The organism is Mycobacterium sp. 360MFTsu5.1, from assembly GCF_000383495.1.
GTDB lineage: Bacteria > Actinomycetota > Actinomycetes > Mycobacteriales > Mycobacteriaceae > Mycobacterium > Mycobacterium mucogenicum_B.
Genome location: NZ_KB911472.1, coordinates 128442 through 153884, shown reverse-complemented (window position 1 = coordinate 153884; position 25443 = coordinate 128442). Strand labels below are relative to the sequence as shown.

The window sequence follows — 25443 nt, the reverse complement described above, 5'->3', positions numbered from 1 at the left end:
TCCGGCCCTAAACGCCCGGCATGCCGGTGGGCACAGCCGTGCGATGATTCCACCCAGTTCGCCTGCGGCGCTTCGTCGCAAGGTCGGTTGCCCGAGCAAATACCGGCGAAAGATTCCGCCAGAACACCTCTGTCGTGAATTCGGCCTCGACCCGAGTCCAGGCGGCGAGCCCGATTTCGTCTATGAGACCGGGCTCGGCAAGTACCCGCAGGATCGCCTGTTGCAAGCCCACTGGGTCGCCCGGCGCGACCAGAAAGCCGGACACTCCGTCCTCGATCATCTCCACCGCGCCGCCGTGCCGCGTCGCAATGACCACGCATCCGCTACGCATCCCCTCCAGCACGACGGTGGGCAACGGATCAGGCAGTATCGATGGAACCACGACAACGTGCATCGAGTCGAAAAGAGCTGGAACGTCCGGATGGAAGCCGATCAGCCGTATTTGGCCGGACAGGCCGCGACGGTTGATGGCCGATTCGATCTCACCGGTCCGCCACAGCTCGTTCGGCACAGGTTCGCCGGCGATGACGAACTCGATCGGTGCCCCCTGCGAAGCGAGTTCGATTGCCGCGTCGAGGAACACGCCATAGCCTTTCCACTCGCTCAACCGCCCGGCAAAGCAGACCCGGAGCGGCGCCACGCCAGGCTTTGCGACAAGCGCACGGGGCGCGATTCCATTGCGCAGCAACGTGACGTGAGGCGCCGCGTCGGTGTTGCCGCACAGGTGCCGAAATACGGCCCCCGACACAGCGATCACTTGGTCGGCGGTGAGCGGCAACTTTCGAAAGAGCCACGCCAGCAAGCGCGGATGCTCGATGATCTCGTGGACATGCCAGATGAGGCTCCAGCGACGCCTCCGGCCCAGGAACGCGCCGATGATCAACGCCGACGTATTGACGTAAACGATCTCCGGATCGAACGTCCTGATCTGCCGGCGCAAGAACCAGCGGGCCTGCACGAGGCCGGCAAGGTATTTCAGCAGGTTGCTCTTGGTCAGATATCGGCGCCTGGCCGTACCCAACGGTCCATGTCGGACGTCGACGCCGATTTCCGTCAGACGATCGGTAAGCCACCCAGGGCGTGCGTCGTCAGGCAGCAGCACGTAGACCTGAGCCTGCGCCTCGCACAGGTACTTCGCCACCGACAACAGCACCCGGTCAGATCCGTAGGCTTCGTCTGCGGGGTGCAGGAGCAAGATGCGACTACCGGGCTCGAGCACGCCACTCACTGCCGATCCGGTGTGTCACGGGTGCCCGCCGGCGACTCCGCGCGAATCACCGTCGTGATGGTCAGGTCCATCTTGTAGCGGCCTCCCCGATGTCGACGCTGATCCGCTCCCCCGCAAGCACTTCGCTTCGGGTTTTCTTGGCACGAGCGCACTGTTGCAACTGTAGTGTTGTACGCAGATTCAGTTGGCCTAACTTCACAGTAATTACTCGGTCTTTCAGCGGGATCCAGAATCAGCTGACCGTCATGGGAAAGACGTTGGATGCCTTGAGCACATCGGAATTGGTGTCACCACCACTCCCACGATGTGCTCACGACTTCTGCACCGCGCCACGACTCAGCGACACCTGGACCCACAGTGAGGCCACCCGAGAAGGGTCGGTCGATATGCGTCCCGCAGACGCCGGCGCACAGGCGCTTGTCGGAAGTGGGGTTGGATCGCGTTGACAGAATCCAAGGAAGCACGGCCGACGAGGGGCGCAACCTCACTCAAACTGGGCTCCGCGGTTCAGATGCTTCCAATCGTGGCCGGCTACAGCGTTCAGATTGTCTGCACGCCGTATGTCGTCGCGCGACTGGGCTTGCACGACTTCGGAGTCTGGGCGGTCACCGGAGCAATCGTGCAGTACGGCGCACTCCTCGACCTGGGCGCGGCACGAGCGACCGTCCGGTATGTCGCTCTGTTCCACACCAAGGGTGATGTCAAGGGTCAGGGCAGTGTCCTCACCATGTGCTTCGGGATGCTGCTGGCGATATGGGCAATCCTCAGTGGCGCAGCGATATTGGCTGCGGAGCCCATGACCCGCGTGCTCGGCTTGGACGATCCGTCGTTGACACGCTGCCTGTTTCTGAGTTCGATTTCGATCTTGATCTTGGGCATCCTCGGCTGGGTGCTGACAGCCGCATCGATCGGCATTGGCCGGGTCGTTCCGACAACCGTCGGTCTGGCCATCTTGTCGGTACTCCAAGCGTCCGGAGGCGTCGCGGCGCTGGCATTGGATCCGACATTGCGGGCGTTCGCCTACGGGTCCGTCGCGGGCTCGGCGCTCGGTTGTGCCGTGGTGCTCGTCATCAAGCTTGCGGGCGAACGGCGCATACCGTTTGCAATGCCGACACCAGCGTTCATGCGCGAATACTTCGGCTACGCACTGACATCGCAGGTTGCGGCCGCCGCCGACACGTTGGTGCTGCAATCGGGGAAGATCATCGCGGGCCTCATGATCGGCCCGTCCGCCGCAGGCGTCTACGAACTTGCCAACCGACTTGCGATGGGCGCGCAAGTCTTGGGAAGCGCCTCCGCATCCACCCTGACTCCGCATCTGACCCAGAGCTACATCACCGGCGGAATGGATGGCGTACTCCGCCAGTACGAGCACCTGACGCGACGCAACACGTCGGTCGCACTGATCTTCCCCTTTGCCATGGTGGCTACCGCTGTTTCGGCTATCACCGTGTGGCTCGGCCACGATCGCCAGCAGGTCACCATCGTGTTGCTCGCCCTACTTGCCGGAATCGCCGTCAATCTGTCGACGGCAATATGTTCATGCACGCTGTCGGCAATCGGCAGGCCGGCGGTGATCGCGCAGGTCTCCGTGGTCACCGGCATCATTCAAACGATCGCCGCGGTAGCCGCTACCTACTTCTGGGGATTCACGGGACTCGCTGCGGCACTTGCAATCTGTGTTCCCGCCGCGAAGTTTCTCGGTCTTCGCTATGCACATATGAAGCTCGATATCCCATTGAAGCTCTACACCCGCGGTGTCGTGGGGCCCTTCACCGCCGCCGCGGTGGCGGCCGCGGCTGCTCTGCCTTTCAATTTCATCGCGGAGACCGACGACCGCAGGTCGGCCATCTTGCCGTTCTGCGCAGCAGCCGGCGTGTTCTTCGCGACTTACTTGTTCATCAGCTGGAAGCGTGGATACCTACCCGAGGTGCCGCTCCCGTCGAAATTGCGTGCCATCAAGGGAATAGAACTACCCGGTCGAAGCCGGCAGTAATTCGGTCACATCAGCGGCCGCGGCGTCGTTCTAGTTCGGCCGATCGCTGTCGTGCCGCCCTCTGTCGAGACGTACGGCAAGCGGTGCCACGACAGTCTCACCGGCCGCGACATCATGCATCACCGTTGCGTTGGCCCCGACTGTCGCGCCGTCATGGAGGGTGATCGGTCCCAGGACGATAGCGCCGGCCGCGACCCAGACTCGGTCGCCCAGCGTCGGCCGGCCCTTTGCGTTGTAGCCAATACTCACCTGATGGTTGATCCAGCAATGGCTTCCGATCGACTCGGCACTCACGATCGTGCCCACCCCATGCTGAATGAACAGAGCTGGACCGATGCGATCGGCAACTAGCTTCGGGTACGCAGGCGGGCGATACATCGCGTACAGGATCAAGCGGACCGGCAACGGCGCACACCGTAGCCGGTAGTGCACCAGCGTCCGGAACTCCGGCAGCGAGCTACTCAGATACGCGAATCGAGAGTACCGACCGAGGGCTTCAAGTTCGGTGTCTCCAAGGCAGCGCACCCACCAATCGACATCCGCGGCAACTGTCGCCGCGGCTTCAGATCTGTTGACGCCCAACCAGAGTGGTAACGTCCAGATACGCATGAGTGGCACCAGCCGCATCCGAACGCTACGCCCCATGCGTCGAATTCTAGTAGACCTGATGCGGCCGGTGGCGCCATCTGAATCCAGCCGGTCGGGCGATGTCTGCAGCGCCGAGAGCGCCGTGTCCGCACCCGGCCTCAACGCTCCCCGCAAGTCAATTCGACAGCCAGGAAGGGCGCCAATGGCGTTGCGCCCAACCAGCCAGGCAAGTGATTCAGATAGAAGCGAGCCGCCGGCACCAACCACCCTGCACGCGCTGAACCGACACGCACGAATTGGAAATAGTTCGCCATGTTGAGAGAACGAATCTTGCTTGCACCGGCCGCACGGGCCATCCGACGAACCTCGGCGAACGACATCAACGGGTGCGGCCCCCACGTTGGGTGGAGACAGAGGTGCGTGCGCTCGAAGAGACGGTGACCGAACGTGCTCGTCGACCAGTCATGCGCTGGATCCAACGGGAACAACTTGTTTGGCGCGACGATGATTGCTCGCCCGCCCGGTTTCAGGACCCGCATCATTTCACTGATGTAGCGCTGGCGGTCAGATTCTCGTGCTGCCGGCGGATCTGGCTCCCCGATGTGTTCGATGACCCCGAAGGACCACACCAGGTCGAACATGTCGGACTCGAAGGGAAGGTCCAGCGCGGAGCCGGACACCACGCGATCGGGGCTCGCCTCCGCACTCTGCCAGCCGGGCAGGTTGCCCGGTAGGTCGACTCCCCACGCATCGATCGTCGGGCACGATTCGACAATGGTCTTTCCGATGGAGCCGGTACCGCACCCGATGTCGAGCGCGGTGCGGTCCTCCGGTCGCAAATGGCGGAGCAGCCATCGTTCGGCGCGATCGGCTGCGCCGCAATCTATCTGCTCAGCCAAATAGTCATCAGACGGCACAAGCGCAATGGTCGACGAATGTGGCATCAAATTGAGATAGCCACCCTCAAGAAGTGGATAGGTAACCGAGCAGTACCGGCAGATGGCGCCCGCCTCGTGACGGTCCAAGCTTCCATGACACTCAGGGCAGGCGATCGGACTCACGAGCGGCAGCCTTTCGGCCGTTCCTTCAATGCTCACTGTCGAAGTATGTCACGTTCATATTCTTCAGAAATGCGTTTTGTCGGGCCGCTCCGAGATTCTTTACCGCTGACGTGCCGGACGTTGGCAATCCGCTCGGCAATTCAGCGAGGAGCGACATCTGGGTACCTACTGAAAGCGAATACCACAGGGGCCTAGCAGTTTTCGAGCGGAAGCCCAGAGTAGGCACGCGAGTCCCACCTGGACTATCGATTGAGTGGCTACCGTCAGGGCAATTCGAATCGATTGCGCATCATGTCCATACGCCACACCGAGCCCGGACCCTGAATCACTCGGGACGTCAGGCGCGCTACATGGCGAGCCGCTGGGATCCGACAGGACTTGGGACTGGAATGTTCAGCGCCGCAGCACGACTCATGATGGGATGGACTTCAGCATGCGCAGAGATACCATGTGCCTCCATCACGGCGCGCATTGCTCCGTCGTAGCTGCGGGCAACCTGTTTCCAGGAGTAATGCTGGGCGGCACGCAGGATGCCTGCGTGCGATTCCTCTTCCCGCGCAGCGCGATTGTCCATCAGATGCAGCACGGTCTTGGCGATCAGTTCGGGGTCGTCTGAGACGAACTCACCCGCAGAACCGAGCACCTCGCGGTTGTAGTCGGTGTCACGCGCCAAGATCGGCGCACCGGCGGCCATTGCCTGCACCAAAGCGGGGTTCGTACCACCGACGCTGTGCCCGTGGAAGTACAGACCAGCGTGCTGCCACAGCGCCAGCAGTAACTCGTCATCGTGCACATGCCCCAGCCATGTGACCGAAGGGCGGGCAGACAGACGGCGCGCGGTGTCATCCAATTCACCGCCGTACCCCGAGCTGCCGACGATCACCACCGGGTACTGCTCGGCTATTGCCGGCACTGCTTCAAAGAACTGCGCCACCGTGTTCTCGGGAACGAATCGTGTTACGACCAAAACATATTCACGATGCGTCAGACCCTTCGGCACCGGTAATTCGCCTGTGACGTCACCTCCGTACGGAATGAATGTTCCATCGGCGTGGAAGGTCTCTTTCCAGTATTGCGCGATCCTGCGCGCGTCGAACACCAGCCCGTCCGCCCACTGCGCCGTACACTCCGCGGCTTTCCGGAAGACCTTCTTGGCAAGCGGACTCCACTTGTCGCGCTCCCATTCCAGCCCATCGACATTCACCAACGTCGGGATGCCGCGCGCCCGCAGAATCGGAAGAAAATAGCCATTCGCGCAATTCATGATCAATGCGACATCGGGCTTGCGCGCCGCGGCGTCCAAACACGCTGTCAGGCCATGCGACAACGTGCTCAGCTTCTGTGTCTCCATGCCCCACGTGGTCCGTCGCTTGATACGCGGATCCAAGGTGGGATCGTCCGGCTTCGTGGCGCCGTGCCGGCCATATACCGTGACATCCCAGCCCATATCCGCTAGATCGGGTGCAAGTTTTCGGACGGCCGTCTCAAATCCCCCGTAATAGCTCGGGTATCCGCGCGTTCCGATTATTGCTACTGAAGACATCAGGCCCCCGATCTAGACCAAGCTCCAATGGTGAGGAAGCGGGCTTCTAATGAGAATCTGATGGAACCCACACGAAGGCCCGATACGAGGGCGATGCTACGACCACAGCGGACCCTCAGGAAGCTCTTTCGTAAAGTTTTTTGCTAAAACGTCAATATCGGTTTATTGCTTTTTGTTAGCCTGTTTTATCGATTTTCAGGCCAGCTACCGTTTGGGTATTTGCATCGGCAAATGGAGCCGTCGCCGCCCGTCCGCCGAGTCAAGGTCGACCTAAACTTACCTACGTGTTAAATAATTGCAGGTCAGAGCCCCGCGACACCTGGCACCGCCGGCCTCCGCGCGGCTGACCCACCCCTCGGCTACAAATCCCGCAGCGTAGCCGCTCCGGAGCTCAGCAACTTCGGGATACGTCGCATCGCGCACAGTGCCCGAGCGGCCGGCCGAATGGCCACTACCAACCACTATCCAGAAGATCGAGCAGGTAGGAGCCGTAGCCGGACCGTACGAGCCGCTCAGCGCGCTCGCGGAGTTCGTCGTCCGTGAGAAAGCCCTGCCGCCATGCGACCTCTTCGGGGACGCCGATCTTGAGTCCCGTTCGTCGCTCCATCGTGCGGACGAACTCGGCCGCATCGGTCATATGGTCGACCGTCCCGGTGTCCAGCCAGACAGTGCCGCGGGGCAGTACCTGCACGTGCAGTTGCCCTCGCTCGAGGTACCGGCGGTTGACGTCGGTGATCTCGTACTCGCCACGATCGCTCGGTTTCAAATCCCGCGCGATCGATACCACGTCATTGTCGTAGAAATACAAGCCAGGAACAGCGTAATTGCTTTTGGGAACCTTAGGCTTTTCCTCAAGAGAAACCGCCAATCCATTGGCATCGAATTCAATGACGCCATAATCACTCGGCTCCGCCACCCAATACGCAAAAATCGCGCCACCATCGACCGCATTGAAATTCTGTAATCGGGTACCCAAACCCGGACCGTGCAACAGGTTGTCGCCCAGTATGAGGACCACTTTGTCGGTGCCGATGAAGTCTGCGCCGATGGAGAATGCTTGCGCCAACCCGTCCGGAGATGGTTGTCGCGCATAAGTGATCGATACTCCGAACCGCGACCCGTCGCCCAGGAGCCGTTCAAAACTAGGCGCATCGAAAGGCGTTGTGATCACCAGGATGTCGCGAATTCGCGCCAACAGCAGTGTCGATAGCGGGTAATAGACCATCGGCTTGTCATAAACCGGAATCAGCTGCTTGGACACACCCAACGTGATCGGATGGAGCCTGGTGCCCGATCCGCCCGCTAGGATGATGCCCTTCACGGGCATATCGTGGCACGGACAGATCATGCGCATGCGGTTATTGACGTTTGCGTTACGGCACGTCTAGGAGGTCGGTCTGCGCATCCTGTTCGTCTGTACCGGCAACATCTGTAGATCGCCTACCGCAGAACGACTTTCCGCGGGATTGGCCGCGCAGATGGGCATCCGTGACTTCACCACCGCCAGCGCGGGAATCCACGCCGTGATCGGGCATCCGATCCATCGCTTCGCTGCAGAGGTGTTGATCGGGCTGGGCGGTGATCCCGCGAACTTCGCTGCGCGACAGCTGACTCCGCGCATTGCCGCTGACGCCGATCTGGTCCTGACGATGACATCGGCACAGCGCATCGCTGTGCTCGAACTCGCGCCGCGTCAACTTCGGCGGACGTTCACACTCGGCGAGGCATCCCTACTGGCTTCGACCTATGGCGTGCGCACGGTGGCCGACCTCGCGCCGTTGCGCCTCCGCCTGCACGAACACCAGCCGGTGGAGATCGCCGATCCGATCGGTCGGGACCTCGACGCCTTCGAAGCGGTGGGTGAACAGATCGCGGCGCTGCTACCCGCCGTCCTCTCACTCAGCCCCTAGGCCTTCAGGCCCAGCGCGTCGCCTCGACCTCGGCCGGCAGCGGTGCGTGCAGCGGCACATCAAGACCGTCGTAGATGCCCGGCTTCTGGGTCGCGAGCCACTCGATCGCACCGAGGAGCCGGTTGGCCGCGGTGGTGTTGCCGCCGTCGGCGCGGGTGCCTCCGGGAACGTCGGCCCGCACCACGATCGTGAGTTGCGGATCGCCGTCGATGATCACGCGGTGATCCCCCACGCCCTCGTCAGGCTGCGGCCAATCCGGCGCGCAGGACGGGTCGATGCGGGTGATGTGCTCGATGATCACGCGCTGCACACCCTGGGACCAGCCGATGACCTCCAGCCGGAAGGCGCCCTGGGTACCGGCTTCGAAGCGGCCCATGACGTTCTCGACGGCCTCGGCCAATGGCAGGCGCTCGCAGGTCTCGGTGATCTCGTCGATCTCGATGCCCAGCCCGCGGCCGATCAGCCGGACGTTGCCGCCCCACACCATGGTCGGGATGGTCGGGATCAGCATCAGCGGCGTCTCGTCCATCGAACCGCCGAAACCGCAGCGCACGCGGACCGCTTCAGGCTGGTTGTAGGTCGAGTAGTCGAAGATCTCCTGGCACCGGATGGTCTTGATCCGGGTGCACAGCCCGGCGGCCGTCACGGCGAGCGCGTCATTGCCCCATCCGGGATCGACACCCGATACCAGCAGCGAGGCGTTACCGGTGGCCGCCGCGTCGGCGAGCCGCTCGACCCATTCGACCGGGGCCGAAGCCGGGTCATACAGGGAGTACAGCGACGGCGTCACGACGTGCCGGCCGGCCCGCAGACAGCGCTCGATGTCGGCGATGGCCTCCTCCGGGCGAATATCTCCGGAAGACATGTAGGCCACGGCGTCGCAGTCGGCGAGAGCCGCGTCGATGTCTGTGGTGGCGACCTTCCCAGTCGCGGTGTCCAGCTTGGCGAATGTCGCCGCGTCGCGGCCGGCCTTGTCCTCACTCGAGGTGATGACCGCCGTCAGCTCAAGCCCCGGGAACGCGACCGCCGATCGGATCGCCGTCGCCCCCATATTGCCTGTACCCCACACCGCTACCCGACGCATACCTCACATAACCACGGCATGGTGACCCGCCTCACAGCCACCCCCCAGGATTGCCGCCGGGCCGCGCCGATCCGGGCTGAGATCACGGCGGGCGTAAGCCTTCGCATCCACCGCGAAGACGCCACAACAGGGCTCCCATTGGCCCCAACTGACACGTCATCCTCAGTTCCGGAAGTTTCCGGTGGCGGACATCACATTCGGACTAAACTGCAGGTCAGCGGCCATAAACCGGTCGCGAAACCACCCCGTTCAACCACTGGGTTGGTTAGCTGCGAAAAATTTGCTCTTGACTGCTTTGCGATGAAGTTACCCGGCGGTATAGTTAGCCCCAGTTACTGGTGGGTAACTTAGCCCTGAGTACCCAACCCCTACAGTCCATCTCATCGAGGAGAAATCGTGGGCCACTACAAGAGCAACGTCCGTGACCAGGTGTTCAACCTGTTCGAGGTCTTCGGCGTAGACAAGGCGATGGGTGAAGGCAAGTTCGCCGACCTGGACGCCGACACCGCCGGTGAAATGCTCAACGAGATCGCGCGCCTGGCCGAGGGCCCGATCGCCGATTCGTTCGCCGACGGCGACCGCAACCCGCCGGTCTTCGACCCCGCGACCCACACCGTCAAGCTTCCCGAGCCCTTCAAGAAGTCGATGCGTGCCCTGCTCGACGGCGGCTGGGACAAGGTCGGCCTGAAAGAAGAGCTCGGCGGCATGCCGATGCCCCGCGCGCTGCAGTGGGCCCTCATCGAGCACGTCCTCGGCGCCAACCCGGCCGCCTACATGTACGCCATGGGCTCGGGCATGTGCGAAATCTTCTACAACAACGGCACCGACGAGCAGAAGAAGTGGGCCGTTCTGGCTGCCGAGCGCGGCTGGGGCGCCACCATGGTGCTGACCGAGCCCGACGCCGGTTCTGACGTGGGCGCCGGCCGCACCAAGGCCACCCAGCAGGCCGACGGCACCTGGCACATCGACGGTGTGAAGCGATTCATCACCTCGGCCGACTCGGACGACCTATTCGAAAACATCATGCACCTGGTCCTGGCCCGCCCCGAGGGCGCCGGCCCGGGCACCAAGGGTCTGTCGCTGTTCTTCGTGCCGAAGTTCCACTTCGACCCCGAGACCGGCGAGCCCGGCGAGCGCAACGGCGCCTTCGTCACCAACGTCGAGCACAAGATGGGCCTGAAGGTTTCGGCCACCTGTGAGCTGACCCTCGGCCAGCACGGCATCCCCGCCGTCGGTTGGCTCGTCGGCGAGGTCCACAACGGCATTGCGCAGATGTTCGACGTCATCGAGCAGGCCCGCATGATGGTCGGCACCAAGGCCATCGCGACCCTGTCGACCGGCTACCTGAACGCTCTCGAGTACGCCAAGACCCGCATCCAGGGTGCTGACCTGACCCAGATGATGGACAAGACCGCTCCGCGCGTCACGATCATGCACCACCCGGACGTTCGCCGGGCGCTGCTGACCCAGAAGTCCTACGCCGAGGGCCTGCGCGCCGTGTACCTGTACACCGCGTCGTTCCAGGACGCCGAGGTCGCCAAGGCCGTCCACGGTGTGGACGCCGAGCTGGCCTTCAAGGTCAACGACCTGATGCTCCCGATCGTCAAGGGTGTCGGCTCCGAGCGCGCCTACGAGAAGTTGACCGAGTCGCTGCAGACCTTCGGTGGTTCCGGCTTCCTGCAGGACTACCCGGTCGAGCAGTACATCCGTGACGCCAAGATCGACTCGCTGTACGAAGGCACCACCGCCATCCAGGCGCAGGACTTCTTCTTCCGCAAGATCATCCGCGACAAGGGCCAGGCCCTGGCCTTCGTCGCCGGCGAGATCGAGCAGCTGATCAAGAACCAGGACGGCAACGGCCGCCTGAAGGCCGAGCGCGAGCTGCTCGCCACCGCTCTGGGCGACGTCCAGGGCATGGCTGCCACCCTGACCGGCTACCTGATGGCCGCTCAGGAAGACCCGAAGTCGATCTACAAGGTCGGCCTGGGCTCGGTCCGCTTCCTGCTGGCCGTCGGTGACCTGGTCATCGGCTGGCTGCTGCTGAAGCAGGCCGCGGTCGCCATCAAGGCGCTCGACGAGGGCGCCACCGGCGACGACCGTGCGTTCTACGAGGGCAAGATCGCGTCGGCCTCGTTCTTCGCGAAGAACATGCTGCCGCTGCTCACCAGCGTCCGCGGTGTCATCGAGTCCATCGACAACGAGACCATGGAGCTGGACGAAGCGTCCTTCTGATCCGGGCAAAGTGAACGGCCCCCGCTTCGGCGGGGGCCGTTTTCTTTTGCGTTGACCGCCCCCGTACTTTGACTGTGCGCCACAGCCGACTTCCTGCGAGTGGTCGTCTGCTCCGACGCACAGTGAACTCCCGGGCTCATTGACCGTGCGCCACAGCAGAACTTCGACGAGTAGCCGTCTGCCAAGACGCACAGTCAATGCATGAGATCCAGCGGAGGCCCTGGAAGGGGCGGCGTGCGCCCGGCAACTCCAAGTCCTGGCCGCCAGAGGCGATTCCACTCGCGCTCCACCCGCCCAATCACGGACGCCTTGCGATGCCCTGCGGCAACCCTGACATGGGTCCACCCGACTTGCGCGATGTAGTCAGCACGCTCGATGTCGTAGGCCAGCGACTCAGCATGTTGCGCACCGTCGTACTCGACCGCAAGCATCAGGTCCTCCCAGCCCATGTCGAGGAAATACTTCGGGTTGCCGTCGGGCCCAGGTACCGGTATCTGAGTCTGAGGCTTGGGAAACCCCGCGCCGATCAACGTCAATCGCAATCGAGTTTCCTGCGGCGAATGCCCGCCGGGGTCGAACAAGCCCAGCGCTGGCTCCAGTTGCCTCAAGCCCCTGACATGAGGGTGGCGCGTGGCCAGCGCCAGAACATCGTCGGCCGTGAATCCGGTAACTCGAGCCAGGGCATCGAGGCGCGCCACTGCAGATCCGATCAGCTCCCGACGGCCAAGGTCGAACGCCGTCCGCTCCACGCTGGTGACGAGCAACCCGTGGACGCGGGTGACCTCGTCGTCGTAGACCAGATCGCGACGAGTGACCACGCCGCGAGGTGCGCGGATTTTGGCGCTGATCAGTTCGATGGGAATGTCGTCGGCCACCCAACTCGCGCCATGAAGAGCTGACGCAGCGGCTCCCGCGACGACGCCTTCCCGACCCGACCACAACCACGCGGCTGTCGTGCGCTGCTGGAGCGACAGCTCTGTCCGCTTGTCCACGTAGATCTTCGGCATGAGCAGCCGGTAATAGCGGCTGAGCTCGTAGCGGTTGAGCATGCCGGTGGCCAGGGCCTCGCTGCCGACGAATGGTTCGGTCATAGCGACAGCGTCTCCGCCGCCGCAGACATCCACTGCAGTGTCAGCCATACCGGAGGCGGCGCTTGTGGACGGATCGCGAACTGTGGATAGCCTGCGCCCGCGTGATGCCGGACGCACACTCAATCCCCGGCCATCTCTGCACCGGTTGACTGTGCGCCACAGCAGAATCTCTGCGAGTAGCCGTCTGCCAAGCCGCACGATCAACGCCCCGGCGCCCCGCGAGCCGAGCCGCGACCCGAGCCCCGCCCAGCCCGGCCCCGCGAGCCCCAGCTAGTCAGGCAGGCGCTGGCTGATCTCGAAGGCCAGACACAGCTCGGCGACGTCGCGCGGACGCGACAGGGACCGGCCCGTTCGCTCCTCGATGCGGTGCAGCCGGTGCCGAATTGTGTTGGGGTGACAGAAGATTGCGGCCGCCGCCTCGTTGGCGGATCCGCCGGCGTCGAGCCACGCCTGGAAGGTCTGAGAGAGGATCGCCCGTTCCTCGGAGGGCAGCCCACGGAGCCCGCCGAGCACCGACTCCTCGATGCGGTTCATCACCTCCGGCGCACTGACGGCGGCGAACGCCAGCGGCGCGTCGTCGAAGACGCAGACGAAGCCGTCACGGCTCGGCCTGCCGGCCACCGCCAGCCGGGCCAGGCGCAGACCCTCGCCGGTCTCCGCCAGGCTCGCGAAGGCCGGGCTGAGGCCGACCCGCGCCGTCGCGATCTTGCGCAGCACCTCGACCAGCACGTCATACGTCGCGTCCTGCCGCAGGTGCACGACGCCGACCTGCAGATCGAGCAGCAGGCGCCAGGCCGACCGGATGTCACGGGCCGCGAGCTTGCTCGCGATCTCGGGTAACCCCAACTTGCCGATGGCCGGAATCTCGGCCGCCGCAACCACATACGGGCCCGTCGTCGGCAGGCCCAGCAGATCGGCCGCCTCCCACAGACTCTGGTTGTCGGTGATGCGGCCGAGCAGCACCGCCTCGACCAGAGCCGACCGTTCCTCTTCCCGGTCCATGATCTGGCTGGTGAGCTCCTCCCGGTAGGCGCCGGTCATCGCCTGGGTGAACTCGTCCTGGCTGAGGAAGATGCGCGCACTGGCCTCCAGGATGGACTCGGTCGGGATGCCGGCCTCCCGCGCGGCGGCGACGCTGCTCTCCCACATGTACCGGAACCCGATGCGATAGGCCGTCATCACCGCGGCCAGCGGTATGCCCTCGACGGCCCGCTGCCGGCCGGTCGCTTCCGCCGGCGACAGGTCCGCCTCGCCGTCGTTGCAGAGGGTGTGGAACACGAAAGTCATGTTGGCGACGCAACTTTCGCGCACGTTCTCGCGCGCCGCGGGCGTGGCGCGGTAGCCGTCGATGCGGCTGTAGATGCGGTCGGCCAGTTGCTCGCCGAGCGCCTCCACACGCGTCAGCATGATCTGGCTGAGTTCCCGCATGTGCTCGTCGACCCCGGCCATCAGCCAACCTTAGGTGAGGTGCCGATTGTGGCCGGTCACATTTGGCAGTGGTCACTGTTGTTCCCGCCACCATCGCCTCCGGAGCCGCGCCGAATCACGCTTGAAGGCATGACCAACCTCGCCCAGAACCTCGTCGCCAGCCGGACCCGTCGCCCCGACAGCGTCGCCCTCCGCTGCGACGACCAGACCTACACCTACGCCCAGTTCGACGACGCCGCCGCCCGCGTCGCCACGCTGCTGCGGCAGTCCGGCATCGAACCGGGTGACCGGGTGGGCGTCATGCTGCCGAACGGTCCGGCCTTCGCCGCCGCGTTCTACGGAATCCTGTACGCCGGCGCTGTCGCGGTGCCGATGAACCCGCTGCTCAAGGCCCCGGAGATCGAGTTCTACCTCTCCAACACGACGGCCAGGGCGCTGTTCGCACCCCCGGCCTTCGCCGGTGAGGCGCAGGCCGGCGCCGAGGCAGCGGGCGCGGGCTGCTGGGTGGTCGACGACGCCGGGTTGGTGGCGCTGATCGACGGGCTCGCGGCACAACCGGTCCCGGTCAACCGCGCGGACGACGACACCGCCGTCGTCCTCCATACGTCGGGTACGACGGGCAAGCCCAAGGGCGCCGAACTGACCCACGGCGGCCTGGGCCGCAACGCCGACGTCTGCGTGCGGACGCTGCTGAACATCGGGCCCGACGACGTCGTGATGGGCTGCCTGCCGCTGTTCCACGTGTTCGGCCTCACCTGCGGCCTGAACTCGGCGGTGCTGGCCGGCGCCACCCTGAGCCTGCTGCCCCGCTTCGATCCGGCCCGGACCCTGGATCTGATCGAGCGTGACGGCGTCACCATCTTCGAGGGCGTCCCGACGATGTACTCGGCGCTCCTGGCCGCGGCCGGTACGGCGTCGACGGACACGCTGCGGATCGCCGTCTCGGGCGGCGCCGCGATTCCGGTGCAGGTGCTGCAGGACTTCGAGAAGACCTTCGACTGCCCGGTCTTGGAGGGCTACGGACTGTCCGAGACCTCGCCGGTGGCGGCGTTCAACCATCCGGACCGCCCGCGCAAGCCCGGGTCGATCGGTACCCCGGTCGAGGGCGTCGAGATGCGCGTCGTCGACAACGACGGCGCCGAGGTGGCGCCGGGCGAGCCCGGTGAAATCCAGATCCGCGGGCACAACGTCATGAAGGGCTACTGGAACCTGCCTGCGGCCACCGCCGAAGCCATCAACGCCGACGGCTGGTTCGCCACCGGCGACATCGCCCGGACCGATGAGGACGGCTACTACTACATCGTCGACCGTAAGAAGGCGCTCATCATCCGCGGCGGTTTCAACGTCTACCCCCGCGAGATCGAAGAGGTGCTCTACACCCACCCCGCCGTCGCCGAGGCGGCCGTCGTGGGCATCCCGCACGACTCGCTCGGCGAGGAGGTCGGCGCCGCCGTCAGCCTCAAGCCGGGCCTCGAGGTCGCCGCCGACGAACTCCGCGAGTTCGTCAAGAGCCAGGTGGCCGCCTACAAGTACCCGCGACGCATCTGGTTCCTCGACGACCTGCCCAAGGGCCCGACCGGGAAGCTCCTCCGTCGCGAAATCACCATCCCCACAAACGATTCAAAGGACTGAGATGGCTCACACATCTACGCTGCAACCCTCCGAACTCGCCGCACCCCTGGACCTGCTGCTGACCAGCGCCACCAAGCCGTTCGCCCGCCGCATGATGCCGAACCAGGCCTGGGCCCGGATGGCCGTCAGCCTGGCCAAGCAGCCCGGCACCGTGCTCGACCGTGGCAAGGAACTGGCCCACGAGCTCGGCGACATCGCCACCGGCGACTCCGACCGGGCCCCGCAGCGCGCCGACAAACGCTTCAGTGACACTGCGTGGCAACAGAATCCGCTACTGCACCGGATCATGCAGGGCTACCTGGCCGCGTCGGACACCGCCGAGAAGCTCTTCGCCGACGCCGACCTGGACTGGCGCGACGAAGCACAGATGCGGTTCGTGTTCGACAACGCCATCGAAGGTCTGGCCCCCACCAACAACCCGTTGATCAGCCCGCTGGGCTGGAAAGCGATGATCGACACCGGTGGCCTCAGCGCCGTCCGCGGCCTGAAAGCCTTTGCCCGCGACATCATGTCGTCACCACGGGTGCCGGCAATGGTCGAGCCGGACGCCTACACCGTCGGCGAGACGGTCGCCGTCACCAAAGGCGCGGTGGTGCTGCAGACCCGGATGTTCGAGCTGATCCAGTACGCGCCGCAGACCCCGACGGTGCATGCGGTGCCGCTGTTGATGGTGCCGCCGGTGATCAACAAGTACTACATCATGGACATCGCCCCCGGCCGCAGCATGATCGAGTACTTCGTGCAGCAGGGTCAGCAGGTGTTCGCCATCTCGTGGCGCAATCCACAAGCCCGGCACAAGGATTGGGACATCAACGCCTACGGGGCGGCGATCATCGAAGCCATCGACGCGGTGCGGGCCATCACCGGCGCAGCGGGCGCCCACCTCATGGCGAGTTGCTCGGGCGGCATCATCACGGCCATGACCGCGGCGCACCTGGCCGAGACCGGTGACGGCGACAAGGTCGCCAGCCTCACCCTCGCGGTGACGGTGCTGGATCAAGACCGCGCCGGATTCGCCTCTGCCGCAATGAGTGACCGGGCCGCCCAGGCCGCGATCGCGACCTCCGCAAAGAAGGGCTATCTGGACGGCAAGGCCATGGCCGAGATGTTCGCGTGGCTGCGCCCGACCGATCTGGTGTGGCGCTACTGGGTGAACAACTACGTGCAGGGCCGCAGCCCGGCGGCGTTCGACGTCTTGTTCTGGAACGCCGACACCACCCGCATGGCGGCCGCGCTGCACCGCGACATGGTGCTGATGGGCCTGAACAATTCGCTCGTCACGCCCGGCGCGGTGAGCATGCTCGGCACGCCCGTCGACCTGTCCAAGATCACGTGCGACGCCTACGTCATCGGCGGCATCGCCGATCACATCTCACCGTGGCAGGCCACCTACCGCAGCGCGAAGTTGTTGGGCAGCAAGGACAATCGCTACGTGTTGTCCACCAGTGGCCACATCGCCGCGCTGGTCAACCCGCCGGGGAACCCGAAGGCGTCGTACCGGATCGCCCAGGTGACCGACGGAACTCCGGAGGAATGGCTGACCGAGGCCGAAAAGTCCAGTGACTCTTGGTGGCCCGACTACGTCGCGTGGCTGGCCGAGCGCAGCGGCGACGACGTCGACGCCCCGAAGACGCTGGGCGCCGAGGGCTTCATCGCCACCGGCCCGGCGCCCGGCACGTACGTGCTGCAGAAATGACGGTCACCGAGCGCTACCTGTCGGTCGGCGGCCAGCGACTTCGGGTCCGGATCGACCATGGCACCGACCCGAGCGTGGTTCCGCTGGTGCTGTGCAACGGCATCGGCGCCAGCCTCGAAGTGCTCGACCCCTTCGTCGAGCACCTGCCGGGCACCGTGATCCGGTTCGACGTCCCCGGCACCGGCGGATCACCAACCTCGTTCGCGCCCTACGGCTTTCCCTACCTGGCCTGGGTTCTGGGCCGGCTGCTGAACAAGCTGGGGTTCACGGTCGTCGACATCCTGGGCCTCTCCTGGGGTGGGGCGCTGGCTCAGCAGTTCGCCTTCCAGAACCCCCGGCGCTGCCGGCGGCTGGTCCTCGTGGCCACCGGGACGGGGGCAGTGATGGTGCCCGGACATCCGCGGGTGCTGGCGAAAATGGTGACGCCGAAACGGTTCTCGAACACCTCGTACGCCGCCTCGATCGCCGGGGAACTCTACGGCGGTACCGTCCGGCAGCACGGCGACGACGTCGCCAAGCTGTTCCTGCAGCAGCTGCATGCCGGTTCGAAAATCGGTTACCTTCATCAATTGATGGCCGGCGCGGTGTGGACGAGCATCCACGCGCTGCCGGCGGTCCGGCAGGAGACCCTGATCGTGGCGGGCACCGACGACCCGATCATCCCGGTGGCCAACGCACGCATCATGAATTTCCTACTGCCGCACTCGCATCTGCATCTGCATTCCGGCGGACACGTCGACCTCATCACCAACGCCGGCGAGTTGGCGCCGGTGATCGCGCGGTTCCTCAATGAGCCGGGGGAACGCGCGTGATCGGGAGCAGGGTCAGGCGACGAGGGCGACGGGGATGGCGCCCATCGCGCTCGCCCGGGTTCCGTGGAGCGGGTCGCCCGGGTTTCAGCGGATCGGGTCGCCCGGGTTTCAGCGGGGCGGGTCGCCCGGGTGTCAGCGGAGCGGGTCGCCCGGCGGACGCCTCTCTCCCTTGGCACATGCGATCTGGAGCGGTCAACTTGCCTTGACGGTCAAGGCAAGTTGACCGGTCCCTGTGAGAGTTGTGTAGAGAGGCAGTTCGACCGGGCCCAGCCCCCGTTCATCCGGCCCGGGCACGGAACCGGCTGTGCAGCGCCTGCTTGGAAACGCCGAGAACCCTCGCTATCTCGGGCCACGTCCACCCAGCAGCTCGAGCTTGAAAGACGGCCTGGTCGTAGCGCTCCTTCGCGGCCTCCAACCCGTCGCGCGCTTCGGCTAACGCGCGCAAGCTGTTTCCACTGTAGAAATCCGCCAACACCGGATCGGGTTCGGGTTCGCGCTCCTCGAACACGTCATCGTCGGGCAAGTCGTCATCCAGGCCATTGAGGGCACGGTAGGCACCCTCCTCGCCCAGGAGATTCACCAGCGCACGACGACCCAGCTCACGCATGTACGGGTCATCACTCGGTCCACCCATGCTTGTCCCTCCCCAGAGATATTGGGGAAGTATGCGACCGGGCACCGACAACTTCTGTGGACTAGGACCTGTCCTCCGGGGCATGTTCGATCTGGGCCGGTCAGCTTTCCTTGACCGTCAAGGAAAGTTGACCGCCCCAAATCACATGTGCCGCAGGAGAGCTGACACGCCGCGGGCCGACGCGCCGACGACGCAAGCAAGGGCGGCCGGTCGCAGGCGGTGCGGGTCGGCCGAACTCAGGCGGCGGGCAGACCGACCGGCGGGCGGGGCAGCCGGCTCAGGCGGCGCGGGGCAGCCGGCTCAGGCGGCGCGGGCGGGGCGGCCGGCTCAGGCGGCGCGGGCCAGCCGGGCTCAGGCCACCACGCCGCCGACGAGATGGCCGACCAGATAGGTTGCGCCCAGCGCGAGGGCACCACCGATGACGTTGCGTGCCACGGCCTTGCCGACCGGCGCACCGCCGAGTCGGGCCGACACCACGCCCGTGATCGCCAACGCCAGCAGCACCGCGAACATGGTGACCGGGACGCGGAGCGTCGTCGGCGGCAGCAGGATCGCCACCAACGGCAGCAACGCGCCGATGGTGAACGACACCGCCGACGAGAACGCGGCCGCCCACGGGTTGGCCAATTCGCCTGGGGTGATGCCCAACTCGACGACCGCGTGCGCCGCGAACGCGTTGTGGTCGGTCAGTTCCTCCGCCGCGGCGCGGGCCGTCGACACCGACAGACCACGCCCTTCGAGCAGGCCGGCCAGTTCCTCGAGTTCGGCGGCCGGGTCCTCCTTGAGTTCACGACGTTCTTTGGCCAGCAGTGCCCGTTCGGTGTCGCGCTGCGAGCTCACCGACACGTACTCGCCCAACGCCATCGATATCGCGCCGGCCACCAAACCGGCCATACCGGCGGTGAAGATCGGTCCGCGCTCGGCCGTCGCGGCCGCGACACCGACGACGATGCCGGCAGTCGACACGATGCCGTCATTGGCACCGAGCACGCCGGCGCGCAACCAGTTCAGCTTCGACGCAACCGAACCCGCGTGGGGCTCGGCATCATGGGACGAGATCGCCATTCCTGCAACGCTATGCGGGCGCGCGGCGATCCGCCAGCCAATGAAGCCTTGCCAAACCTGCTCAGGATTCCAGTTTTTTGAGCACTGCGCGGGTGCGGGCGCGGCCTTCGGCCGACGGGTCGAACGTCACGCCGACGTACTCGTCGACCCCGGCGGCTTCGAGTTCGGCCAGCCGGTCGCGCACCGTCTGCTCGTCGCCGATGATCGCGATGTCCTCCGGACCGGCGTAGCCCTCGCGGTCGAGCATGGCCCGGTACGACGGCAGGTGACCGTAGATCGCGAACTGCTCGGCGGCCTGCTTACGGGCGCCGTCGACGTCGTCGGTCACGGCAACCGGAATGGCCGCGACAACCCGTACCGCATCGGCGCGGCCGGCGTCGGCAGCGGCTTGGCGCAATGTCGGACCGACATGGCCCGCAAGGGTTTTCGGCCCGGTCATCCACGTGACGGTGCCCGACGAACGTCGGCCCGCGATCTGCAGCAGCTTCGGTCCGAGCGCGGCGATGTACACGGGCGGCGTCGGCGCGCCGGGGATGATCAGCGCGCCGCGCGTGGTGACCGTCTCACCGGTGGCGTCGGCCTTCTCACCGTTCAGCAGCGGCAGCAGACCGTCCAGGTATTCGTTGAGCCGGCGCACCGGCTTGTCCCACGGGATGCCCCACATGCCCTCCGTGACGGCCTGGTGCGTCATGCCGAGCCCGAGCAGCAGGCGGCCACCCGCCATCTGGCTGATGGTCAGCGCCCGCTGCGCCAGCAGCATCGGAAGCTGATTCTGGATGGGCAGCACGCCGGTGCCGACCTCGATGCCGTCGACCTCCCGCAGGCCGACCGTCAGCACGGTGAGAAGGTCTGGCTCATAAGGCATCTGAGCGAACCAGGCCCGACGAAATCCCTCGTCACGCAGCTGGGCGAGGTACGCGACGGTGTCGTCGACGGGCGATTTGAGACCACTCAACGAACCGAAAATGCTGATCTGCACGGGATGCTCCTTGAGGCCGGTTTGGGTCACCTGTTTGTATCGAACCATGACGACCGACGGACCAGAGACTGCCCGGCTGCAATATTTCGGACCCAACTGGTTCGCGTCGGTCATGGGCACGGGCATCGTCGCCACGGCGGCCGCGTCGCTGCCCGTCCATCTGCCAGGGCTCCGGGGCTTCGCCGAAGGCGTGTGGGTGATCGCCACCGCCCTGCTGGTGCTGCTGATCGTCGCGGTGTCGGTGCAGTGGGTGCGCCACCCCACGGTGGCGCGCAGCCAGGTGCGCAACCCGCAGATGACGCACTTCTACGGCGCCGCACCGATGGCGCTGATGACCGTCGGCCTCGGCGCTCTGCTGATCGGCAAGGACCTGATCGGCACGCGCTTCGCTGTCGACCTCGACTGGATCCTCTGGACCGCGGGCACCATCGGCGGTCTGTTCACCGCGATGACGATCCCGTTCCTCATGTTCACGCAGCTGGAGGTCGGTCCGGACGCTGCGTTCGGTGGCTGGCTGATGCCCGTCGTGCCGCCGATGGTGTCGGCGGCCTCGGGCGCGCTGCTGCTGCCGCACCTGCCACCGGGCACGGCCCGCACCACGATGTTCTACGGCTGCTTCGCGATGTTCGGGCTGTCGCTGATCGCCGCGCTGATCATCATCACGATGATCTGGAGCCGGCTGGCGCACTACGGCACCTCGGGGTCGGCGCGCGTCCCGACGCTGTGGATCGTGCTGGGTCCGCTGGGACAGGGCATCACCGCCGCGGGGCTGCTGGGGACGGCGGCGGCCTCGGCCATCAGCCCGGAGCTGGCGTCGGGGATGAACATCTTCGCGGTGCTGTTCGGCGTCCCCGTGTGGGGCTTCGCGGTGCTGTGGATCAGCTTGGCGAGCGCCCTGACGGTGCGGACCATGCGCCGCGGCATGCCCTTTGCGCTGACGTGGTGGAGCCTGACGTTCCCCGTCGGCACGTTCGTCACCGGCACGTCGCAGCTCGCCGCGCACACCGGACTGCCCGCGTTCCGCGTCGCCGCCGTCGTGGCCTATGTCTTCCTGCTGTGCACCTGGGCACTGGTCGCGGTGCGGACGCTGCGTGGCAGTGTCGGAGGCAGCCTGTTCACGCCGCCGCCTGCTCCGGCAGCCATCCACAAGGACCCGAAATGACCGACACCGCACGGGTGTACGACCCGGTTGATCCCGCCCAGCCGCCCCGGGTGACCGTCGACCGACTGTGGCCACGGGGGATTCCCAAGGAAGACCCGCGGGTCGGCACGTGGATGCCGCACGTCGCGCCGTCGAACGAACTGCGCAAGTGGTACCACGCGCACCCCGGCGAGTTCGACAAGTTCGCCGCGGACTACCGGGCGGAGCTGGCGGACTCGGCGGAGCTGGCCAAGCTGCGATCGATGGGTCCGGTGACCCTGACCACCTCGGCCAAGGACGTCGCGATCAGCCACGTCGCGGTCCTGGCCGCGCTGCTCTAGACCTCCCGTCCGCGGTCAGGAGGTGTCGCCGGTGGTGCCACCGTAGGTCGCGATCTTGTACTCGGTGGCGGCCAGGGAGAGCGTGAGTTCGCGGATCTGGCGGCGGATGGTGTCGCGATGCTCGATCAGCATGTCGAGGCGTTCGGGAACCGTCTGCTCGCCGCTGTCCACGAGTGCGATGTAGTGCTGCAGATCGCGAATGGCCATGCCCGACAACCGCATCCGGGTCAGGAAGACGAGTCGGCGTACCGCCTCGGGTTGGTACCTGCGGTGGCCGCTGCTGTCGCGGTCGACCTCGACCAGCCCAGCACGTTCGTAATAGCGCAGCGTGTGTGCGGAGACGTCGAGCAGGTCGGCAACTTCGGCAATGGTCATCGGCTCGTCGAGCCCGTCGGTGTCGGCGAGCCGGTGGATGACCTCGATCGACATCGGGCCGTCCACCTCGCCGAGTGCGGCAAGCGCCCTGCTCATCAGGTCGTCGGTGGAGGACATACTCGATCCTAGATCGGCCGCGATGAGACGGCGCTGTCCGCGAAGTCGGCGCTGCGGGCCAGCTCCGTCCACCGGGCGACGTCGTCCAGGCCGCGTTGGTAGGTGGTCGTGAGCCGCTCGACGGCCTCGGCACCGAGCGGCAGCCGCAGCGGCACCTCCTCGGAGCGGACCAGGGAGACGATGATCTGTGCGGCCGCGACCGGGTCGCCTTCCTGCTTCCCGTCCGCGCCGGCCATGTCGGCGCGCACCGCGGCCAGGACGTCCCGGTAGGTCGACGAGCTGTCGGTGAAATCGAGCACCTCAGCCGCGTTGAAGGCGGTGCGGAACCGGCTCGGCTCGACCAGCATCACCCGGATGCCGAACGGCGCGACCTCGCCGGCCAGGGCCTCGGACCAGCCCTCCAGCGCAAACTTCGACGCCGAGTATGTCGAGACGCCGGGGAACGACATCCGGCCGCCTTGGCTGCTCATCTGCACGATCGTCCCGCTGCCCTGTGCCCGCATGACGGGCAACGCCGCGCGCACCAGGGCGGCGGGACCGAACAGATGCAGGTCCATCAAGTCGCGCAGCTGCGCGTCGGTGACTTCCTCGGCGGCGCCGACGATGGCCCGCCCCGCGTTGTTCACCAAAACGTCGAGGCGACCGTAACGGTCGACGGCCGCCTCGATGGGCCGGGCGGCCGCGCTCGCGTCGCGGGCGTCGAATGCGACGGTGGTGAAGCGGTCACCGTAGGCGGTGCTCAGGTCCGCCACGCTGTCGGGATTGCGGACTGCGGCGACGACCTGATCGCCCGCGGCAAGCACCGCCTCGGCCAGTGCGCGTCCGAGTCCCTTCGAGGCTCCGGTGATGAGCCAGGTCTGTGATGGCGTCGATGTTGTCATGGCGCTGACGCTAGGAGTTTGAGCGCGCTCGAACGCAAGCCTGCTGAGGGATTTGTGCACGATTTTCCGCGGGCGGCGCGGAAAATCGTGCACAAATCCCCACGAAACACGAGAGTGCCCCGTGCCTCCGTCAGGTCGGGGGTCAGACGGAAACACGAGGCACTAGGGGTATCGCTGGGGCTTCACGAGGCGTTACAGCGCCGGCGAAATTGGTGGAAATGGCCGAAAAACCGCTGGTCCAGCGGCCATTTCCGGCACGTTCGAGGCTCAGGCCTCCAGGATGGCCGTGACGCCCTGGCCGCCTGCGGCGCAGATGGAGATCAGGCCGCGCACCGGCTTGCCGGTCTCCTTCTTCTTCTCGGCGAGCTGCTTGGCCAGCTGGGCCACGATGCGGCCGCCGGTCGCGGCGAACGGGTGCCCGGCCGCCAGCGACGAGCCGTTGACGTTGAGCTTGGACCGGTCGATCGAGCCGAGGGGCGCGTCCAGGCCGAGGCGACCCTTGCAGTACTCGGGCGACTCCCAGGCCGCCAGCGTCGCCAGCACCACGGAGGCGAAGGCCTCGTGGATCTCGTAGAAGTCGAAGTCCTGCAGCGTCAGGCCGTTGCGGGCCAGCAGGCGCGGCACGGCGTAGGTCGGCGCCATGAGCAGGCCGTCGGTGCCGTTGACGTAGTCGACCGCGGCGGTCTCGGAGTCGACGAAGTAGGCCAGCACCGGGATGTTGTGCTCGGCCGCCCACTCGTCGGTCGACAGCAGCGCCACCGACGCACCATCGGTCAGCGGGGTCGAGTTGCCGGCGGTCATGGTGGCGTCGCCCAGCTTCACACCGAAGACGGGCTTGAGCTTGGCCAGCTTCTCGGTCGACGAGTCGGCCCGCAGGTTGTTGTCGCGGTACAGGCCCAGGAAGGGGCTGACCAGGTCATCGAAGAAGCCGCGGTCGTAGGCGGCGGCCATGTTCTGGTGGCTGGCGGCGGCCAGGGCGTCCTGGTCGGTGCGCTTGACGCCCATCTCCTTGGCGGTCTGGGCGGCGTGCTCGCCCATCGACAGCCCGGTGCGGGCCTCGCTGTTGACCGGAATCTCGACGCCGACGGCGGCCGGCAGCTTGCCGACGAGCTTCAGGCGGTCGACGTTCGACTTGGCGCGGCGCAGGCTCAGCAGCACGCGGCGCAGGTCGTTGCCGAGGGCGATGGGCGCGTCCGATGCGGTGTCCACACCACCGGCAGCAGCCACCTGGTAGCGGCCGGCAGCGATGCCGTCAGCTGCCGCGATGGCCGACTGCAGGCCCGTGCCACACGCCTGCTGCAGGTCGAAGGCCGGCGTGTAGGGCGACAGCGAGGTGCCGAGCACACATTCGCGCATGAGATTGAAATCACGGCTGTGCTTGAGGACGGCACCGCCGATCACCATGTCGAGCTTCTCGCCCTTGAGGTTGAAGCGGTCGATCAGACCGTCCAGAGCCGCGGTGAACATGTCCTGGTTGGAGGCGTTTGCGTACGCGCCGTCGGATCGCGCGAAGGGAATGCGGTTACCACCCAGGACTGCCACGCGGCGGCGGCTGTTGGTCTCGGCCACGGTTTTTCTCCAGTTCGTTGACGTTCGAGGACTGAGGCAA

Annotated in this window: 22 protein-coding genes; 8 read left to right on the top strand and 14 right to left on the bottom strand. The window is 65.8% G+C overall.

The genetic code is table 11. From position 1 onward, the window contains the following. Positions 1-7 precede the first annotated feature (7 nt). Complete coding sequence (locus H289_RS0124500; RefSeq protein WP_020103487.1) at positions 8-1228, bottom strand: glycosyltransferase; 1221 nt, start codon at positions 1226-1228, stop codon at positions 8-10. Between the two features lie 511 nt (positions 1229-1739). Here H289_RS0124500 and H289_RS0124495 point away from each other — a divergent pair. Next, entirely contained in the window at positions 1740-3224 is a 1485-nt protein-coding gene (locus H289_RS0124495) for an oligosaccharide flippase family protein (protein WP_081633533.1), read from the top strand. A gap of 30 nt (positions 3225-3254) precedes the next feature. Here H289_RS0124495 and H289_RS31265 read toward each other — a convergent pair whose 3' ends face one another. The 4 genes from H289_RS31265 to rfbA form a co-directional block, all read right to left on the bottom strand. Further along, positions 3255-3869, bottom strand: coding sequence for an LbetaH domain-containing protein (locus tag H289_RS31265; protein WP_196810076.1), 615 nt, complete (start codon positions 3867-3869; stop codon positions 3255-3257). Positions 3870-3970: 101 nt separating this feature from the next. Then, a complete protein-coding gene (locus tag H289_RS0124485) occupies positions 3971-4909 on the bottom strand; it encodes a class I SAM-dependent methyltransferase (protein ID WP_196810075.1) in 939 nt (312 codons plus the stop codon). Positions 4910-5219: 310 nt separating this feature from the next. Next, complete coding sequence (locus tag H289_RS31260) at positions 5220-6416, bottom strand: DUF1972 domain-containing protein (RefSeq protein ID WP_081633531.1); 1197 nt, start codon at positions 6414-6416, stop codon at positions 5220-5222. A 451-nt stretch (positions 6417-6867) separates the two neighbouring features. Then, on the bottom strand, positions 6868-7737 hold the full coding sequence (rfbA, locus tag H289_RS0124475) for a glucose-1-phosphate thymidylyltransferase RfbA (protein WP_029105692.1): 870 nt from the start codon (positions 7735-7737) through the stop codon (positions 6868-6870). A gap of 76 nt (positions 7738-7813) precedes the next feature. Here rfbA and H289_RS0124470 point away from each other — a divergent pair, with 76 nt between their 5' ends. Then, positions 7814-8326, top strand: coding sequence for an arsenate reductase/protein-tyrosine-phosphatase family protein (locus H289_RS0124470; protein WP_029105691.1), 513 nt, complete (start codon positions 7814-7816; stop codon positions 8324-8326). 4 nt (positions 8327-8330) lie between these two features. On the opposite strand, the gene H289_RS0124465 is transcribed toward H289_RS0124470, so the two are convergent. Beyond that, a complete protein-coding gene (locus H289_RS0124465; protein ID WP_029105690.1) occupies positions 8331-9410 on the bottom strand; it encodes an NAD(P)H-dependent amine dehydrogenase family protein in 1080 nt (359 codons plus the stop codon). Between the two features lie 396 nt (positions 9411-9806). Here H289_RS0124465 and H289_RS0124460 point away from each other — a divergent pair, with 396 nt between their 5' ends. Next, entirely contained in the window at positions 9807-11642 is a 1836-nt protein-coding gene (locus H289_RS0124460) for an acyl-CoA dehydrogenase (RefSeq protein ID WP_020103479.1), read from the top strand. Positions 11643-11836: 194 nt separating this feature from the next. Here the strand turns inward: H289_RS0124460 and H289_RS31255 are convergent, their stop codons facing one another. Both H289_RS31255 and H289_RS0124450 read right to left on the bottom strand, forming a co-directional pair. Next, positions 11837-12733 carry an endonuclease domain-containing protein gene (locus H289_RS31255; RefSeq protein WP_051128590.1) on the bottom strand — a complete coding sequence of 299 codons (897 nt, stop codon included), beginning with the start codon at positions 12731-12733 and terminating at the stop codon, positions 11837-11839. Between the two features lie 270 nt (positions 12734-13003). Next, positions 13004-14182, bottom strand: coding sequence for a PucR family transcriptional regulator (locus H289_RS0124450; protein ID WP_020103477.1), 1179 nt, complete (start codon positions 14180-14182; stop codon positions 13004-13006). Positions 14183-14290: 108 nt separating this feature from the next. On the opposite strand from H289_RS0124450, the gene H289_RS0124445 reads away from it, so the two are divergent. From H289_RS0124445 to phaZ, 3 genes are read left to right on the top strand one after another with little or no spacing between them, the layout of a single operon-like run. Beyond that, on the top strand, positions 14291-15793 hold the full coding sequence (locus tag H289_RS0124445; protein ID WP_020103476.1) for a long-chain-fatty-acid--CoA ligase: 1503 nt from the start codon (positions 14291-14293) through the stop codon (positions 15791-15793). Position 15794: 1 nt separating this feature from the next. After that, positions 15795-17489 carry a PHA/PHB synthase family protein gene (locus H289_RS0124440; protein WP_020103475.1) on the top strand — a complete coding sequence of 565 codons (1695 nt, stop codon included), beginning with the start codon at positions 15795-15797 and terminating at the stop codon, positions 17487-17489. Further along, entirely contained in the window at positions 17486-18301 is an 816-nt protein-coding gene (gene phaZ, locus H289_RS0124435; RefSeq protein ID WP_020103474.1) for a poly(3-hydroxyalkanoate) depolymerase, read from the top strand. The genes H289_RS0124440 and phaZ overlap by 4 nt, the downstream gene beginning before the upstream one ends. A 277-nt stretch (positions 18302-18578) precedes the next feature. Here the strand turns inward: phaZ and H289_RS33800 are convergent, their stop codons facing one another. The 3 genes from H289_RS33800 to H289_RS0124420 all read right to left on the bottom strand — a co-directional run bounded on the left by H289_RS33800 (position 18579) and on the right by H289_RS0124420 (position 21027). Then, complete coding sequence (locus H289_RS33800; RefSeq protein WP_225433808.1) at positions 18579-18935, bottom strand: hypothetical protein; 357 nt, start codon at positions 18933-18935, stop codon at positions 18579-18581. Between the two features lie 351 nt (positions 18936-19286). Beyond that, positions 19287-20000, bottom strand: coding sequence for a VIT1/CCC1 transporter family protein (locus H289_RS0124425; RefSeq protein ID WP_020103472.1), 714 nt, complete (start codon positions 19998-20000; stop codon positions 19287-19289). A 61-nt stretch (positions 20001-20061) separates the two neighbouring features. Beyond that, entirely contained in the window at positions 20062-21027 is a 966-nt protein-coding gene (locus tag H289_RS0124420; protein ID WP_020103471.1) for a TIGR03564 family F420-dependent LLM class oxidoreductase, read from the bottom strand. Between H289_RS0124420 and H289_RS0124415 the strand changes: the two genes are divergently transcribed. Together H289_RS0124415 and H289_RS0124410 are read left to right on the top strand one after the other, a co-directional pair. Continuing rightward, positions 21026-22141, top strand: a complete 1116-nt coding sequence (locus H289_RS0124415; protein ID WP_020103470.1) for a TDT family transporter — start codon at positions 21026-21028, stop codon at positions 22139-22141. The two genes, H289_RS0124420 and H289_RS0124415, sit on opposite strands and share 2 nt — an antisense overlap. Beyond that, on the top strand, positions 22138-22461 hold the full coding sequence (locus tag H289_RS0124410) for a DUF488 domain-containing protein (RefSeq protein ID WP_020103469.1): 324 nt from the start codon (positions 22138-22140) through the stop codon (positions 22459-22461). The genes H289_RS0124415 and H289_RS0124410 overlap by 4 nt, the downstream gene beginning before the upstream one ends. A 15-nt stretch (positions 22462-22476) precedes the next feature. On the opposite strand, the gene H289_RS0124405 is transcribed toward H289_RS0124410, so the two are convergent. From H289_RS0124405 to H289_RS0124395, 3 genes are all read right to left on the bottom strand, one after another. Continuing rightward, on the bottom strand, positions 22477-22953 hold the full coding sequence (locus tag H289_RS0124405; RefSeq protein WP_020103468.1) for a MerR family transcriptional regulator: 477 nt from the start codon (positions 22951-22953) through the stop codon (positions 22477-22479). A gap of 8 nt (positions 22954-22961) precedes the next feature. Further along, positions 22962-23834, bottom strand: coding sequence for an SDR family oxidoreductase (locus H289_RS0124400; protein ID WP_020103467.1), 873 nt, complete (start codon positions 23832-23834; stop codon positions 22962-22964). 267 nt (positions 23835-24101) lie between these two features. Next, positions 24102-25403, bottom strand: coding sequence for an acetyl-CoA C-acetyltransferase (locus H289_RS0124395; protein ID WP_020103466.1), 1302 nt, complete (start codon positions 25401-25403; stop codon positions 24102-24104). Positions 25404-25443: the final 40 nt, after the last annotated feature.

Bases quoted from the DNA above. Each gene is read 5' to 3' on its own strand.
- H289_RS0124440 (WP_020103475.1), top strand. From the start codon at position 15,795: ATGGCTCACACATCTACGCTGCAACCCTCCGAACTCGCCGCACCCCTG.
- H289_RS0124420 (WP_020103471.1), bottom strand. From the start codon at position 21,027: ATGGTTCGATACAAACAGGTGACCCAAACCGGCCTCAAGGAGCATCCC.
- H289_RS31265 (WP_196810076.1), bottom strand. From the start codon at position 3,869: ATGGGGCGTAGCGTTCGGATGCGGCTGGTGCCACTCATGCGTATCTGG.
- H289_RS31260 (WP_081633531.1), bottom strand. From the start codon at position 6,416: ATGTCTTCAGTAGCAATAATCGGAACGCGCGGATACCCGAGCTATTAC.
- H289_RS33800 (WP_225433808.1), bottom strand. From the start codon at position 18,935: ATGGGTGGACCGAGTGATGACCCGTACATGCGTGAGCTGGGTCGTCGT.
- H289_RS0124465 (WP_029105690.1), bottom strand. From the start codon at position 9,410: ATGCGTCGGGTAGCGGTGTGGGGTACAGGCAATATGGGGGCGACGGCG.
- H289_RS0124405 (WP_020103468.1), bottom strand. From the start codon at position 22,953: ATGTCCTCCACCGACGACCTGATGAGCAGGGCGCTTGCCGCACTCGGC.
- H289_RS0124425 (WP_020103472.1), bottom strand. From the start codon at position 20,000: ATGGCGATCTCGTCCCATGATGCCGAGCCCCACGCGGGTTCGGTTGCG.
- H289_RS0124400 (WP_020103467.1), bottom strand. From the start codon at position 23,834: ATGACAACATCGACGCCATCACAGACCTGGCTCATCACCGGAGCCTCG.
- H289_RS31255 (WP_051128590.1), bottom strand. From the start codon at position 12,733: ATGACCGAACCATTCGTCGGCAGCGAGGCCCTGGCCACCGGCATGCTC.
- H289_RS0124450 (WP_020103477.1), bottom strand. From the start codon at position 14,182: ATGGCCGGGGTCGACGAGCACATGCGGGAACTCAGCCAGATCATGCTG.
- H289_RS0124415 (WP_020103470.1), top strand. From the start codon at position 21,026: ATGACGACCGACGGACCAGAGACTGCCCGGCTGCAATATTTCGGACCC.
- H289_RS0124410 (WP_020103469.1), top strand. From the start codon at position 22,138: ATGACCGACACCGCACGGGTGTACGACCCGGTTGATCCCGCCCAGCCG.
- phaZ (WP_020103474.1), top strand. From the start codon at position 17,486: ATGACGGTCACCGAGCGCTACCTGTCGGTCGGCGGCCAGCGACTTCGG.
- H289_RS0124495 (WP_081633533.1), top strand. From the start codon at position 1,740: ATGCTTCCAATCGTGGCCGGCTACAGCGTTCAGATTGTCTGCACGCCG.
- H289_RS0124445 (WP_020103476.1), top strand. From the start codon at position 14,291: ATGACCAACCTCGCCCAGAACCTCGTCGCCAGCCGGACCCGTCGCCCC.